The organism is Lentimicrobiaceae bacterium, assembly GCA_028697555.1.
GTDB lineage: Bacteria > Bacteroidota > Bacteroidia > Bacteroidales > UBA4417 > UBA4417.
On the sequence record JAQVEX010000055.1, the window covers coordinates 1 to 16,249 of the forward strand.

At 37.5% G+C, this 16,249-nt stretch carries 12 protein-coding genes and 1 pseudogene; 4 read left to right on the forward strand and 9 right to left on the reverse strand.

The genetic code is table 11. From position 1 onward, the window contains the following. Nucleotides 1-646, forward strand: a 646-nt coding sequence (locus PHP31_08545; protein ID MDD3739324.1) for a DUF933 domain-containing protein, incomplete at its 5' end; no start/stop codon positions are given. 11 nt (nt 647-657) lie between these two features. Continuing rightward, on the forward strand, nt 658-1,545 hold the full coding sequence (locus PHP31_08550; protein MDD3739325.1) for a LysR family transcriptional regulator: 888 nt from the start codon (nt 658-660) through the stop codon (nt 1,543-1,545). Between the two features lie 237 nt (nt 1,546-1,782). Here the strand turns inward: PHP31_08550 and PHP31_08555 are convergent, their stop codons facing one another. Beyond that, complete coding sequence (locus PHP31_08555) at nt 1,783-2,706, reverse strand: ribonuclease Z (GenBank protein ID MDD3739326.1); 924 nt, start codon at nt 2,704-2,706, stop codon at nt 1,783-1,785. 69 nt (nt 2,707-2,775) lie between these two features. Between PHP31_08555 and PHP31_08560 the strand changes: the two genes are divergently transcribed. Both PHP31_08560 and PHP31_08565 read left to right on the forward strand, forming a co-directional pair. Beyond that, nucleotides 2,776-3,621, forward strand: coding sequence for a lysophospholipase (locus tag PHP31_08560; protein MDD3739327.1), 846 nt, complete (start codon nt 2,776-2,778; stop codon nt 3,619-3,621). Nucleotides 3,622-3,741: 120 nt separating this feature from the next. Beyond that, the gene (locus tag PHP31_08565; GenBank protein MDD3739328.1) at nt 3,742-5,412 is read left to right on the forward strand and encodes a leucine-rich repeat domain-containing protein; all 1,671 of its coding nucleotides are present in this window, start codon (nt 3,742-3,744) and stop codon (nt 5,410-5,412) included. 387 nt (nt 5,413-5,799) lie between these two features. On the opposite strand, the pseudogene rpsA reads toward PHP31_08565, so the two are convergent. The 8 genes and pseudogenes from rpsA to PHP31_08605 all read right to left on the reverse strand — a co-directional run bounded on the left by rpsA (nt 5,800) and on the right by PHP31_08605 (nt 16,124). Then, nucleotides 5,800-7,701, reverse strand: a pseudogene (rpsA, locus tag PHP31_08570) (30S ribosomal protein S1). A gap of 795 nt (nt 7,702-8,496) precedes the next feature. Then, on the reverse strand, nt 8,497-8,949 hold the full coding sequence (locus tag PHP31_08575; protein ID MDD3739329.1) for a GatB/YqeY domain-containing protein: 453 nt from the start codon (nt 8,947-8,949) through the stop codon (nt 8,497-8,499). Nucleotides 8,950-8,967: 18 nt separating this feature from the next. Beyond that, nucleotides 8,968-10,836 carry a cell division protein FtsZ gene (gene ftsZ, locus PHP31_08580; GenBank protein MDD3739330.1) on the reverse strand — a complete coding sequence of 623 codons (1,869 nt, stop codon included), beginning with the start codon at nt 10,834-10,836 and terminating at the stop codon, nt 8,968-8,970. Between the two features lie 35 nt (nt 10,837-10,871). Further along, nucleotides 10,872-12,152, reverse strand: coding sequence for a cell division protein FtsA (ftsA, locus tag PHP31_08585; protein ID MDD3739331.1), 1,281 nt, complete (start codon nt 12,150-12,152; stop codon nt 10,872-10,874). 14 nt (nt 12,153-12,166) lie between these two features. Next, nucleotides 12,167-12,964: a hypothetical protein gene (locus tag PHP31_08590; GenBank protein ID MDD3739332.1), complete on the reverse strand. Its 798-nt coding sequence runs from the start codon at nt 12,962-12,964 to the stop codon at nt 12,167-12,169. An 8-nt stretch (nt 12,965-12,972) separates the two neighbouring features. Next, nucleotides 12,973-14,331, reverse strand: a complete 1,359-nt coding sequence (gene murC / locus PHP31_08595; protein ID MDD3739333.1) for a UDP-N-acetylmuramate--L-alanine ligase — start codon at nt 14,329-14,331, stop codon at nt 12,973-12,975. A gap of 10 nt (nt 14,332-14,341) precedes the next feature. After that, nucleotides 14,342-15,439 (reverse strand): undecaprenyldiphospho-muramoylpentapeptide beta-N-acetylglucosaminyltransferase, encoded by a 1,098-nt coding sequence (murG, locus tag PHP31_08600; protein MDD3739334.1) that lies wholly within the window; start codon nt 15,437-15,439, stop codon nt 14,342-14,344. A 1-nt stretch (nt 15,440) separates the two neighbouring features. Further along, nucleotides 15,441-16,124, reverse strand: a complete 684-nt coding sequence (locus PHP31_08605) for an FtsW/RodA/SpoVE family cell cycle protein (GenBank protein MDD3739335.1) — start codon at nt 16,122-16,124, stop codon at nt 15,441-15,443. Nucleotides 16,125-16,249 lie beyond the last annotated feature (125 nt).

Here is a 16,249-nt window from a genome sequence, read left to right on the forward strand (position 1 = left end):
TAAAGTCGGTAACAAAGAAGCCAAACATACTATTGAAACGCTTGTAAAATACAAAGACCACCTTGAAAACTTCATGCCTGCCCGAACAATAGACCTTAGCGATGAAGAGAAGAAAGCCGTTGCCGATATTATGCTCATAACATCTAAACCTGTTATATACGTGTGTAATGTCGATTCCGACAGTGCAAAAAACGGCAACAGCTATTCCGATAGCATTGTTGAATTAGCTAAAGCCGAAAATGCCGAAGTGCTTATTATAGCCGCCGACCTTGAGGCTGATATTGCAATGTTAGACGACCCCGAAGATAGAAAAGAGTTTTTAAACGATGCCGGTCTTACGGAACCTGGCGTAAATCGTTTGGTCAGAGCTGCTTACAACATTTTAGACTTGCAATCCTTTTTTACAGCCGGTCCTAAAGAAATTAGAGCTTGGACTATAAAAAAGGGTACCACAGCACCGCAAGCTGCCGGTGTTATTCATAGCGACTTGGAAAGAGGTTTCATTAGAGCCGAAGTTATGAAGTACGAAGATTTTATAACTCTAAAATCAGAACATGCCTGTCGTGAAGCCGGAAAGCTTTACGTTGAAGGCAAAAATTACGTAGTTAACGACGGAGATATTATTCACGTCAGATTTAATGTTTAATTTATAAGTTTATGGATTACAGAGATTTAGTTTTTTTAGAAGTAGCACAGCAACTTAGTTTTTCCAGAGCTGCTGAATCATTATTTATTTCTCAACCTGCAGTCAGCAAACACATACAGGAATTGGAGTCTTCGCTCAATGCAAAACTTTTCGACCGAAAAAACAATGTTATTTCGCTCACACAAGCCGGAGAAATCGTTTTTCAGCATTTGAAACAAATAAAAAAACGATACGAAGTTATGGAGTTTGAGTTAGGCAGATTGTCTCAGGCTTTTTCCGGTGTTTTACGTATAGGTGCCAGCACTACCATTTCGCAATACTTTTTGCCGAAATTTTTAATCGAATTTAGCAAACAATATCCCGAAATTAAACTTTCGGTTATCGCGGGTAATACTGCCTACATGGAAAGCCTTCTTACAAAAAACGAAATTGATATTGCTTTGGTCGAAAATCAATCGTCGAAATCGGGATTGGCATACAACAACTTCTTTCGCGACAGATTACTTGTTGTTTGTAGCAAAAATTCATTGTACGCAAAAAAACACAGTCTTACCATAAACCAACTGCAAACTGCCCCGATGTTATTAAGAGAAAAAGGTTCGGGTACACTGCAAGTAATATACAGCGAGCTTTCAAGCAAAGGCGTTGAAGTTGACAAACTTAACGTTGCTATCAGATTAGGCGACACTGAATCAATAAAAAGATTTTTGCCCCACTTCAACGGAATTGCATTCTTATCAAAGGGTTCTATAGAAAAAGAACTTTTTGAAAAAGAATTTATTACAATTGAAACTCCAAATTTAGTTTTTGAAAGAAATTTCAGATACGCTACTCTTCAAGGATACCAATACAAACCTGCCACTTTGTTTATTAATCAGCTGAAGGCGTATAATTTTTAGTGAATGGTGGTGGGTGATGGGTGGTGAGTGGTGAGTGGTGAGTGGTGAGTGGTGAATGGTGAGTTAGTTCTGAGTTAGGAGTTAGGAGTTAGGAGTCAGGAGTCGGAAGACAGAAGACAGAAGACCGAAGTTCTGAGTTCTGAGTTAGGAGTTAAAATACTCAACCCCCCTGCACTATGCACCACGTAACCCGAACCACGCAACACGCAACCCGAACCACGTAACCCGTACCACGTACTAATGTTCAATAACGTGTGTCTGTCCATCAATTGCCAAAACCGTATTTTCAAAAACCGTTTTAGCTTCCTTTAAAAGGTGTTCCAAATCTTCGGTTTCGTACCTTGCCGAAAAATGTCCTATAAGTAATTGTTTTACATTTGCTTTAAGAGCAATAGTTGCAGCATCAATGGTGGTTGAATGGAATTTGCTTTTTGCAGCTTCGTCTAATTCGCGCGCAAAAGTAGTTTCGTGATACAATAAACTAACATTGCTAATCACAGGAATTATATCTTCGCAATACATAGTGTCGGCGCTATATGCGTAGCTGCGAGGAAGTTTTGGATTTAATGTAATATCTTCGTTTTTAATAAGCTTTCCGTTCAAAACAATATCTTTCCCATTTTTTATGTTGCCAATTTCAGAAATAGGTATTTGCATAGTTTGAACAACGTTTTTCTTGAGTCGTCTTTTGCTGGGTTTTTCCAAAATAATAAAACCCGTTGTGGGAATACTGTGCTTTACAGGAAAACTTTTAATTACAATTCTCTTGTTTTCGTACAAAGTGTTGACTCCTGAAACGTTGGTATCTACAAAGTTAATTTCGTAGGTTAGAACAGTTTCGGAAGCCGCAAACTGAATTTTTATAATATCTTTAAGTTGTGGCGGAGCGTAAACAGTAATCGGATTGGTTCGCCCCATCAAATGCATAGAGGATAGTAATCCGACCAAACCGAAATAATGATCGCCGTGCAAATGACTAATGAATATATTATTAATTTTATTGAAAGATATTTTTAGTTTTCTTAGTGTTATTTGTGTACCTTCGCCGCAATCGAACAAAAAACATTCGTTGTTGTATTTAACGCACTGCGAAGAAGGCATACGGTTGTGTATAGGTGTTGCCGAACTACTTCCTATTATGGTTACTTCAAAGGGTGGCATTTTTTTGGCGGCAAAAGTAATGTTTTTTGAGGTTTTATTTATATTTGTACTTATAAAAAAGTATAAATTATGGAAAAAATTGGATTCTACATTGAAAACGAAAACAAGTTTAAGTTTTACGTTATGAAGCTGTTGCCTTCTGTTGCAACGAAAGGCATAGTGTTTTTAATTCACGATATTTCCGACCATTCGGGCAGATACAATGAACTTGGCGAATTTTTTTGCAAAAACGGTTATCTGTTCTACGCTCCCGACCTAAGAGGTAGCGGAAACTCAAAAGGGAAAAGAGGTTCATTTAAAACCATTGACGAAGCACTTACTGATGTAAATTTTTTGATATCCAAGGTTAAAGAAGAATTTGCAAATACTCCTATATTTATTTTTTCGCAAGGTATGGGGGCAAGCATCGCATTATCGTTGGTTTTAAACAAACCCGATATTGTTAAAGGTGTTGTTGCAAGCAGTCCGTACTTAAGAGCTGCCACCGGCAAACGTGGAATAAAAAAACTGCTTACTAAAATATCAACTTCTGTTGCTCCGTGGTGGCGAAAAAGTACAGGAATAACAGGTAGCATGCTCACACATGATAAAATACTTGCTGAAAAATACGACAATGATCCTAAGGTTCACGGGAAAATTTCGCTCAAAACGGCAAAACTAATAGATACGTCGGGAAAAATAATTATTGCTAATGCTAAACTGCTTGCTACACCTACTCTACTACTACACTCTACCGCCGACCCAATTGCCGATTTTAATGCGACTTTCGATTTCTTCAAAAATTCAAACAAAAATGCTTCGCTTTACGCTTTTAACGAACTTTACCACGAACTGTTTAACGAACTTAGCCAAACACAAATAACCAACAGTATTGTTAGATGGTTTGACGAAATTATAAGCTACAAACAATTATAATATTTTTTGAAATATATAAACTATTACTATATTTGCATCTTAAAGATAAACTAATAATTATCAAACAATTGTGAATGAAATTTTAAACTAAAAAACTAATAACAACTAAAAATTTAAGGTATGAAAACAAAAGTAAAAAACATTTTGGCACTTATAGTAATAGCCTTACTTGCTAATACAAATATTGCAACAGCACAAAATATGTCGCGCTGGATTGAATTGACGGTACAGCCGGGTAATTTAATGAGAATCGATTTTATTGCAGGTGAAGCAAACACTCCTATTAGGATTATAAGCGGTTCTACCGACACTACCATTATGGCAAGCACACAATGGCCCTATTACCCCAGCTTAGAATTTAACTACTACGCCGACTCTACTACAATGATAGTATATGGTGATGTAATAGGTTTCGACTGTAGATATAACTACGAAAACCTTGCAGGTTTAGACATTCTCAACAACACTCTGCTGACAGAGTTGCTTTGCTTGGGCAACAATCTCACATCGCTAGACCTTAGTAATGCTGCGGCACTAAAAGATTTAATTTGTGGCAACAACAGTCTTACATCATTGGATGTTAGCGGTGCTACGGCTTTGGAAAGTTTAAGTTGTCCTGACAACATTCTTACATCGTTAAACGTTAGCGGAGCTACAAGTCTAAAGTTTATCGATTGTAAGAATAATAATCTCTCATCCTTAAATTTAGCAGGTCCTGTAGCATTGGAAGAAGTAGATTTAAGCGATAACGATTTTACATCTTTTGATTTTAGCGGACTTACTTCACTAAAGGTTTTAATATGCAGATACAATAATTTCACATCATTGGACGTAAGCAAACTTGTTGCACTTAAATATTTAGACTGCTCGTACAATAATATTGCATCGCTAGACGTGAACGAACTTACTGCATTAGAACAATTAGACTGCTCATACAACAGTCTGACGTCTTTGGATATAAACGGATTAAGCTTTTTGAAAAATATTAAATGTAATAATAACGACCTAACATCTTTGAATATTAGTAATTTGACCGGGTTGGAATCTTTGCTTTGTAACGACAACAGTCTTGCAACGTTAGACCTAAGCGGGCTATCATCTATAAAATTATTAGATTGTCAAAAAAATAATCTCACGTCACTATACGTTGGCGGACTTTCTGAGTTGACTAATTTGGCATGTAACGACAACTCTCTTACATCTATAGATATTAATGATCTGACTTCGCTTTACAATCTGAAGTGCCAGAAAAATAGCCTAACTTCTCTGGATGTAAGCAAACTTACAAAACTAAGATCTTTGACATGTTACGATAACAGTTTTAGCACTCAGGCTTTAGACCAAATATACTGCGATCTGCCCATAATATTAGTTGGCGTCGGTGGGTGGATTTTCCCCATTTACGACGCCTCATCTTCAAACTATGCAACGGTAATGGCTACTAATAGTCAAAACGCCATAGAAAGAAGTTGGAGTGTACGTTTTGGTTCTAACTCTGCAAACATACCAGCCACTACAGGTACTTACGAATGCGAAACTAGCATTAGCATAAATGATTTTACCGAAACCAACATTTATCCAAATCCTGTTAGCGATATTCTATACATTAATACCGATAGCCAAATAAAAAGCATTGAACTTTATGATGTTTTTGGCAAAATGATGCTTAATAAAACAAACTTAACTACCACTGATATTACAGTCGATGTGTCACATTTAAATAGTGGCATATATGTACTAAGGCTAAACACAACAATAGGCACAAGCGATTTTAAAGTGGTGAAACGATAATAACTTCACCTTAATTTTATGATAAAAAAATAGGCTATCTCGAAAAAAGACAGCCTATTTTTGTGTAATAGATCTGAAGTTTTATTCAGCATCCGGCTTTTCTTCTTCCTTTACTTCATCGTCAGCCTTAGCTTCTTTTTCTTCAGCTTTTTTAGTTTTCTTTGCAGCTTTTTCTTCGGCTTTAGCTTCGTCTTTTTCTTCAGCTTTGGCTTTCTTTGCTGCCTTTTCTTCGACTTTTGCTTCTTCCTTAGCTTCATCACCAGCTTCAGCTACTTCCTTTTCTGCCTTTCTAGTTGTAGTTTTTTTTGGTTTTTCTTCCACTACTTCATCAGCAGGTTTTTCAACTTCTTCCTTAGCTGCTTTCTTTGTTGCTTTTTTGGGTTTAGCTTCCTTTTCTTCCAACTTAGCTTTTAAATCAGCCAACACATCAATATCGCCCAAAGTTGTTTTTTCCAAATTATCTTTCAACTTTTTAACAGCTTGCTTTGTAGCTTTTTTGCCTTTTTCAGCTTCTTTATCTGCATGCTCTTTTTGTTGATCTTGAAGGTCTCTGAATACTTTGCTGTGCGAAAGAACTATTTTCTTTCCTTCTTTTGAAAATTCAATTACTTTAAAGTCAGCACTTTCTTCAGCTACTAATTTGGTATTATTTTCTTTGAAAATGTGTTTGTTAGGAGCAAATCCTTCTACACCGTACGGTAAAGCAACAGTAGCTCCTTTGTCATTAATATTCAGTACAGTTCCTTTATGAACACTTCCTACAGAAAATATGGTTTCGAATACGTCCCATGGATTTTCTTCCAATTGTTTGTGTCCTAAGCTTAGTCTTCTGTTTTCAATGTCAAGGTCAAGAACAACAACATCTATTTCTTCGCCAAGTTTAGTAAATTCGGCTGGGTGTTTAATTTTCTTGCTCCAAGAAAGGTCGCTGATGTGAATAAGTCCGTCGACGCCTTCTTCCAACTCTACAAAAATACCGCAATTGGTGAAGTTTCTAACTGTAGCCTTGTGTCTGGAATTGATAGGATACCTTTGTTCAATATTTTCCCATGGATCGGGGATAAGTTGTTTAACGCCGAGAGACATTTTGCGTTCTTCGCGGTCAAGTGTTAGAACAATAGCTTCAACTTCGTCGCCAACGTTCATAAAGTCTTGAGCTGTACGCAAGTGCTGACTCCACGACATTTCCGAAACGTGTATCAAACCTTCAACTCCCGGTGCAATTTCTACAAATGCGCCGTAATCGGTAAGTACAACAACTTTACATTTAATTCTATCGCCAACTTTAACATCTTCGCTTAGCGAATCCCATGGATGTGGTGTAAGTTGTTTCAAACCCAGAGCAATGCGTTTTTTGTTGTCGTCGAAATCAAGTATAACAACGTTGATTTTTTGATCTAACTGAACAATTTCTTCAGGATGATTAATTCTGCCCCACGAAAGGTCGGTAATGTGGATTAAACCGTCAACACCGCCTAAATCGATGAATACGCCGTAGGAAGTAATGTTTTTAACAACACCTTCTAATACTTGTCCTTTTTCTAGTTTAGAAATAATTTCAGCTTTTTGAGCTTCCAATTCGTCTTCTATCAAGGCTCTGTGCGAAACAACAACGTTTTTGTACTCGTGGTTGATTTTAACCACTTTAAGTTCCATCACTTTGTTGACGTATTGGTCGTAGTCGCGTATTTGTTTAACATCGATTTGCGAACCCGGTAAGAATGATTCAATTCCGAACACATCGACTATTAAGCCGCCTTTGGTACGACTTTTAACAAAACCGTTGATAATTTCTTGGTTATCATATGCTTCGTTAACTCTTTCCCAACTGCGTAGCATACGAGCTTTTTTGTGAGATAGTAATAGTTGTCCGCCGGCATCTTCTTGATTTTCGACATAAACCTCAATTGTGTCGCCAACCTTGTACGAAGGATTGTATCTGACTTCCGATACGGGAATAACTCCGTCGGATTTGAAACCTATGTTTACAACAACTTCGCGTGAGTTAATTCCTACAATAGTTCCGTCAATTACCTCGTGATCGCTGATTGAGCTAAGAGTTTCGTCGTAAATGCTTTCTAACTTTTGTCTTTCTTCAGGTTTATAATCATCTACATCTTTGTTCTCGATATCCCAATCAAACTCTTCGGTGGGAACTGCAAGCGGAGCTCTTTCCGTTGGTTTTAACTCCGGTTTTGCTTTGGGTGCAGGTTTTTCTGCTACAACCTCGACCGGTGCTTCTTCCAAAACAACAGTTTCCGGCTTTGTTTCTTGCGGAGTTTGGGTTATTTCCTGATTAGATGTGTTATTTACTTCGGGTTCTGGTGTTTGTTCTCCCTGAGCAGGAGTGGTGTTGGTTTCTTCTACCATATTTTTTTTATTGTGACCCCCGGAACAGTCGGTTAAACTTAATTTATTTGTGCAAATTTCTCAGCTCCGGTAGCTTCAAAATTTTTAATTGAGCCTGCAAAGATAATATTTTTCTAAAATACTGATACTGTTTGCCTAAAATTTATTTTTAAGCTACCAATTTATGAGAGGAATTTTTTAGCTATAAAACACAATTGGTACGGTGCTACGCAACTTTTTGTAGTTAACTTAGCCATTAGCTTTTGGCTTTTGGCTGTTGGCTGTTGGCTATGGGTGGTTCAATGTGCAATGAGCAATGAGCAATGAGCAATGAGCAATGAGCAATGAACAATGAGCAGTTACCAATTGATAATTGATAATTGCTAATTGTTAATTGATAATTGCCAGAATCCCGCAACACGCAACACGCAACCCATATCATTGCTAATTGAAAACTTTACGACAGCAGAGGTCAGTGGTGAGTGATAAGTGGGTTAATTATGACTTGGAACTGGCTAGATTTTCGGCACTTCGGGCTTCGGCGCTTCGATACGTCTTCTGCACTCAGCGACCGAAAATATTGAACTCATCGACCGAAATTAGAAGTTATGAGTTTCGAGTTATGAGTCAGGAGTTTGAGAGTTTGACAACTCGGAACTCGATACTCGGAACTCAGAACTCCCTCGAACCACGCAACACGAACCACGCAACACGCAACATTGCTAATTGAAAACGCTACGACAGCAGACTTTTGACGATATTTGATATCATTTTGTTGTCGGCTTTGCCTGCAATTTTTTTTGTAACAATTCCCATAACTTTTCCCATATCTTTCATAGAAGTAGCACCAACTTCTTCAATTACTTGCTTTACAATTTCTTGCACTTCTTCTTCCGAAAGTTGTTCGGGCAAATATTTTTCGATTATTCCTGCCTGATAAATCTCCTCTTCTGCAAGGTCTTCACGATTTTGTTCAATATATATTGCTGCACTCTCGCGGCGCTGCTTAACCAAACGCTGCAACAGTTGTATTTCAAGAGTCTCGGGAACTTCGGCAAAGTTGACATCTTTACCTGTTTTTTCCAACAAAAGAGCTGCCTTTATTGCTCGTAATGCTTCTAACTTTCGCATGTCTTTATTGAGCATGCACTCTTTCATATCGTTGTTTATCAATTCTTCTAATTTCATTTTATAGGTTTTTAATCGTTAATCTACATTATCATCTAAAAAGCTATTGTTACGCCTTAAAACGTTAGAATTATTATTGTCCTTTCTTATTTCGTAATCCGATGAATCGTCTCTGCTATAGCGTTCATCAGACAGGCTAATACCTTGACGAATATATGCAGGAACTTTTTCCATACTTTGAATGGAAACCTGTGGCTTATCGAACTGAGCACTGAATTTTCTTAACTTAGCTCTTCTTTCTGCATCTAAGCTTTTGGGAGTTTTTAGATTTTCGTCCGGTTTAGCTTTTATATGTCCATCGTTTTCAACAGCTTGAGTATCGAACATTTTCACTTCAGATGAGCTGCTCACATTTTTAATTTCAAATTCAACAACGCTGTTTTCAGTTTCATCAACGATTTCTTCGTCTGCGTTTAAATTTTCTTCTTCCTCAGATTTGTAATCTCCAATCACAAATTCAAACACGTTGGCATTGTTTATCTTATCATTAGTACTAACATCTTCGGTTTTACCATAAGATTCGGCGCTATCTATTTCTGCAACAGTATTTAAAGTTACGTTATCTTCGGGTACATTGTTGTTTGTAATATTTACTTTAGGTTCTACATTAATTGCAGGTTTTACCGTTTCTTTTTCAGCACTTCTGCTATTAATACTATCCTGATTATTGTCACTGTACCTTGGTTTACTGTAATTTGTCTTTAGATTCTGATTGTTGACAACAATAGGTTCCGATTGGGTTCTTTCAGTAAATAAATTTCCGATTTTAGGTTTGGGTTTAGCAATTTGTTCCTGCGGACGGTTTTGCTCTTCGTCTGATGTAAGTACAACTGTTTTAGGCTTTTTAATTGTATTGCTTGGAACAACATTGCTGCTCTCTTTGCTAACATTAGTTTTTTCGCCATCAAGTATAACGCGTGTAATTGGCGGTTTGTCGAAACCTACAACCACAACGGTTATTTTCATCTCATCGTCGAGAGTGTCGTCGTATATACTGCCCCACAATAGGTTTTCTTCTCTGTTGGTAATTTCAATAATTTTATTGGTAATATATTTTTGTTCCCTTAGTGTAATACCTTTCTTGCCTGTGGTAACGCTAACCATAACATTATCGGCTCCCGAAATGTTATCGTACTGTAGCAAGGTAACTCTAATAGCCTCATCTAAAGCTTCTCTTGCGCGATCGGGTCCCGTAGCAACTCCCGAACCCATAAGGGCTTTGCCCCCATCTTGCATTATAGCTTTAACATCTTCGAAATCTAGGTTTTGTTCGCCCGGAATAGATATTAATTCGGCAATACTCTTGGCTGCTGTTGCCAAAATACTATCAGCCTGATTGTAGTGTACTCGCATTTCCACATCTTCGTCGAGATTTAGTATTTTGTCGTTATCAATAACTATGTACGAATCTACATGCTTAATCAGTTCGGCAAGACCTTCCTGTGCCTGAAGGTCTTTTCTTCTTCCTTCAACTGCAAAAGGCTTTGTAACTATAGCAATGGTAAGTATTCCTAATTCCTTAGCTATTTGGGCAATAACCGGAGAAGCTCCCGTACCTGTACCACCGCCCATTCCTGCTGTAATGAACAACATACAAGTGTTTTCTTTTAACTTTTCTCTGATTTTATCGGATGCTAAAATGGCTGCCTCACGACCGTTAACCGGATTCATTCCGGCTCCCCTACCTGTTTGTCCTAACGAAATTTTATTAGGCACAGGACTCCTGTACAATGCTTGTGCATCGGTATCGCAAATAAATACATCAACGCCCTTAACGCCTTGTGTAAACAAGTAATTTGCAGCATTGCCGCCGCCACCGCCTACTCCAAACACTTTAATTATAGGACTTAGTTCATCTGGTCTTTCGAAGTTTAACATGTTTTCCATTTCCTTATTATTTATTACTGATTATTACCTTGATTTTAATATTTATTGTGTTTCCCAAAGAAATCCATTACAGTTTTCGTTAACGACGGTTTTTTACGGGATTTTGTTTTTTCGTCATCATTTTCATCATCGGCTTCTTCTGCATCGGAACCGCCGCTTTTATCTTTTGATGCTAACAAAATAAGCCCAATCGCCGTCGAATACATTGGATTATTAATATCCTTATCGTTGTCGGAAGCCAAATAAGCACTCGGATAGCCTATTCGAGAGTTCAGTCCGGTTACAAACTGCGATAAATGGCAAATATTAGCCAACAAAGAGCCTCCGCCGGTTATCACAATTCCTGCCAAAAGTTCATTTTCCAAACCCGATTGCTCAATAGCGGCTTTTACATCTATAAATATTTCTTTTGCTCTGGCACTTATTATTTCAGCCAACGCTTTTTGGGTTATTTCTTTGCCAGGACCTCCGTTTATTCCTTCAATTCCAATAACAACATTATTGCTTATTTCGTCGCAAATAGCCGACCCATACTTTACTTTTAACCTCTCGGCAGTATCGTTAACAACTTGACAACCGTAGGCAACATCGTTTGTTATGCTGCTTCCCGCAAAAGGTATTACAGATGTATGCGCTATGGCTCCGTTTTTAAAAATGGCTATGTCGGTTGTACCACCGCCAATATCAACCAAAACAACTCCGGCTTCTTTCTCTTGATCGGTAAGGACTGCTGCCGATGACGCATGTGGCTGCATAAACAAATTTTGAATTACACAACCCGATGCCTCTACACATTTCCTGATATTATTGGTAGCTGCGGTTTTGCCTATTACTACGTGAAAATATCCTGTAATTTGGTGACCCTGAATGCCAACAGGACGCAAAATATCGGAATTTTCGTCAATTGTGTAGTGTTGGGGCATAACCACAATTATTTCGTATCCGGGCTCCATAGGCAAGTTGTAAATGCTTTTAATAAAAACTTCTATCTCGTTTTCGCTTATCAATTCGGAAGGATTGGGACGTATAGTTGTAGCTACGTGCTGAAAACTTCTGATGTGCTGTCCGGCAATTCCTATGTTTACAGTACGAATATCAACGTTGGAGATATTGCTTGCTTCGGCTAGACCCTTTTTTATAGAATCGATGGTGTCTAACTGATTAAGCACTTCGCCTCTTGTCAATCCTATGGAACTAACCTTTGAATATCCGTAAATGTCTAATTTACCGTTAGGATTTTTAGCACCAACTACTACAGCTATCTTTGTTGTTCCTATATCTAAGCCAATTATTATTTCGGGGTTCTCTTTTTCCATTGCTTTATATATTATTAATTACATACTATTTGATTATCGAAATTTAAATTTATTACTTCGTATTTATCCCACCCTATTGATGGTAACGCTTTTTGGTAAAACACTTTGAGTCTTGCGAATTTGTTCATCGTATTGGTGGTATCGCCAAATTCAACAATATGGTTTCCAACCTTGGTTACAAGCGACATCTCGTTGTTCGGTTTAAGAATTACTTGTTCTATCAAGGATTTTAACACTTCATCTTTTGAAACAAAATCGGCAATACTATAGCACGAAATTATGCCGCTTATCGATTTGTCAACTTGATTGCCCGATTCGTACACGCTGAATATGTTTTCATTATCCAACAAAATATCGTTGATATCGCCGGATACAACAAAGCTGCTGAAAGGTTTTTGCGCTTTGAGCGGAATAACTTTACCGCTACGCGTTACAATTTTCCAATTGTTAGTTTGGGTAACGTATTGGAATAAGGGTTCTTCTTGTCGTATAAATACCTCAACATTGCCCTCGACCGTTACTTTTATATCGGAATATTTTACGTAAGGATTGCTGTCGACAAGTTTTTTTATGTTGTCTAATTTTATTGAATCGACGTTTTGCTTATCTATTTTACCGAATTTCTTTTCAATAAGCGATATCACCTCTTGTTGTGAAATAAATTCGGGTGAATTGTCGTACTCAATTTTTACGCTCAAGTTTTTGCAATTTCGAGTGCTATGCTGATTTTTAGCCAAAATAAATAAAACAACACAACCGCCAACGACGGCTATCCAAAGAATTATTAATAGTATTTTTATTAAAATCTTCATTGTTTTATTTATTTGCTTTTTAAAATTTCAATAATCGGTTTAACAACATTGGCAATATTTCCTGCTCCTATGGTAATAATCACCTCGTTGTCGGTGTTTTTAATCCAATCTAATAGTTCATTTGCTGATAAAACATATTTCTCATTCAAATCAACTTTTTGCAATAAAGCCTCTGAACTCACGCCTTCAATAGGCTTTTCGCGAGCCGGATAAATGGGCATTAGCACAAGTTTATCCAAGTTTGAAAGGCTGTTTGCAAATTCGTCCATAAAGTCCCTAGTACGAGTGTACAAGTGTGGCTGGAAGATTCCCGTTATTTTTTTGTCGGGGAACAATTCCTTTGCAGCTTTTACGCAAGCATCTATCTCCTGCGGATGATGAGCGTAATCGTCAATGAATACGCAATTATCGTTTATATAAGTTATGTCGAAACGGCGTTCTACTCCTTTGAAAGTCGATATAGCTTGTTTTAATTCGTCAGGACTTGCTCCCAACAAACTTGTTACAGCCAAAGCAGCAGTGGCATTTTCAACGTTATGTCTGCCCGGCATTTGCAATGCCAAATCTTTAATTTCTACGTTCGGTGCAGAAAAATCGAAATGAAAACGACCGTTTTCAACTCTGATATTGTGAGAATACGCTTCGGCTACATCGTCTGCCGAATACTGCACAACACTTATATTTTTGTTCAAATTGCGCAGCTGATTATCTTTTTTGTGGAACAAAAATCCCTTATCCTTAATTTTAAGTGTAAATTCGGAATACGTCAACTTTAAGTTCTCGGCTGTATCGTATATGTCCAAATGATCGGGCTGAACGCTTGAAACAACGGCGTAAGTCGGATTGAGTTTCAAAAACGAGCGGTCATATTCGTCGGCTTCGGTTACCAAGTATGCGGAATTGGAATTAAACAAAAAGTTTGATTTTAAGTTGTTGGAAATTCCTCCTAAAATCGCATTACAACCGAGTTTTGAATTATTGAGCAAATGCATCAACATACACGAAGTTGTGGTTTTGCCGTGAGTACCTGCACAAGCAATAGTTATATATTTTTCGGAAATAATTCCTAATACTTCTGCTCGTTTTTTCATATCGTAATTACTTGACTGGCAGAAGTTCAACACAGCATTATCCTTAGGTATTGCCGGCGTGTAAATAACCAATTCAGGATTGTTAGGCACTCTTTCGGGATTATCGTCGTAATGCACGTCAATGCCTTCGGCGATAAGATTGTTAGTAAGTTTTGAAGGTGTTAAATCATAACCCGAAACGACATAACCTTTCAAGGCAAAATAGCGAGCCAAGGCGCTCATTCCTATTCCGCCTATTCCTATAAAGTATATATGTTTTAAGTTATTGTCGTTCATCTTACTAAGTTTATTTTATATCATATATTAATTCAGCTATTTTTTTTGCCGAATCGGGATATGCAAGTTGTTTTACGTTTTTGCTTAATTGATTTAATTTGTCCGTATCGTTTACAAGTTTCAGAATTTCGTCAAACAAAACATCTATTGCTTTATCGTCGGGAACAGCAACTGCAGCGTTGTGCGATACAAGAACAGCAGCATTTTTGGTTTGGTGGTCTTCGGCAACATTAGGCGAAGGCACTAATATTGAAGGTTTGCCCAAACTGCAAATTTCCGAAATGCTTAAAGCACCTGCACGCGATACAACAACATCGGCAGCTGAATAAGCATAATCCATCTCTTTAATAAACACGGTATTACGAATTAGTTTGCTATTGTGTTTTTCTGCAATTTCTTTCGACCTCTGTTCAAAGCTCTTTCCTGTCTGCCAAATCAATTGGATATTGTTTTCGATAAAACTTGGCACGTATTTTTCAATGCTTTGATTTATTGTGCGAGCTCCTAAGCTGCCTCCTACAACAAGCACAGTTTTAATTTCCGGATTTAATCCGAAAAACGAAACAGCTTCACTTCTGTCAATATTACAGTACTCAATGCTGCTTCTGATAGGATTTCCCAAAAGATGCAGTTTATCTTTACCAAAATATTTTTCCATATCGGGATATGCAACACAAATGGCTTTTGCTCTTTTTGCCAAAATTTTGTTTGCAACACCAGGATAAGAGTTTTGTTCTTGTATTAGAACCGGAATATTTAATTTTGCAGCCATATAAATAGTCGGAGCCGAAGCATAACCGCCTGTTCCAACGGCAAAATCCGGTTTGAATTCCTTAATTATTTTTTTGGCTTGTTTAAGCGATTTTATGATTTTAAATGGAAGCGATAAGTTTTTTAAATCGAACTTACGTTGCAATCCTGCAATATCGATACCTTTAATATCGTAGCCCGAAGCAGGTACTTTTTCCATTTCCATTCTTCCGTTGGCACCAACAAATAATATCTGATTATCGGGATTTAGCTTTTTGAGTGCATCGGCAATAGCAACAGCCGGAAAGATGTGTCCTCCCGTACCTCCGCAACATACTAATATTTTCATAGCTTCCATGTTAATTGTCGGTTTTTAAGGTTTTAAGTTCTTTTTCTCTATCGTCAAATGCACTAATACTAAGCAACATACCAATACTTATAGATGTAAACCAATTGCTTGAACCACCCATGCTTATAAGCGGTAAATTCTGACCTGTAACGGGAAACAATCCAACGGCTACCAATATATTGACAAATGCTTGTATTGTGATACTTATTGTTATTCCAAACGCCAACAGCGCTCCGAATGTACCCGGAGCATTTATCGAGATGGATATTCCTCGGAAGAAGAAAATAACGTATATGAGCAAAACAACAATACCACCAATAAGTCCGTACTCTTCGACTATGATAGCATAAATGAAGTCGCTATGAGAGTTTGGTAAAAATGTTTTTTGCGATGAGTTTCCGGGCATTTTTCCGGTTATACCGCCGTTGGCGATAGCAATTTTCGAGTGTCTTGCCTGATAATTGGCATCGCTGTCTTTATCTTCTTCTCCTGTAAAGAAATTAACAATTCTACCCTGCCATGTACTTGCCCTGTTTGTTTGTTTTAATCGCGATTGTTTTGTGTTTACATCAACGGTTTGAGCTAATTCCTTGCTGGTATTTCCAGATTCGAACTTATGCATTATCAGCAATGATGAAACCAAAATTAGAAATATGAAAATACCAGCTCCCGAAATCAACAAAATATGTTTCATTCTGGCTCACGCGTAAAACATCATGCAAAAGCAAATTGCGAAAATAATTACTCCTGTCGATAGGTTTGAGTACGCAACCAATAACGAAACAATTACGGATGTTATTAAAACAAGTGATAATCCGG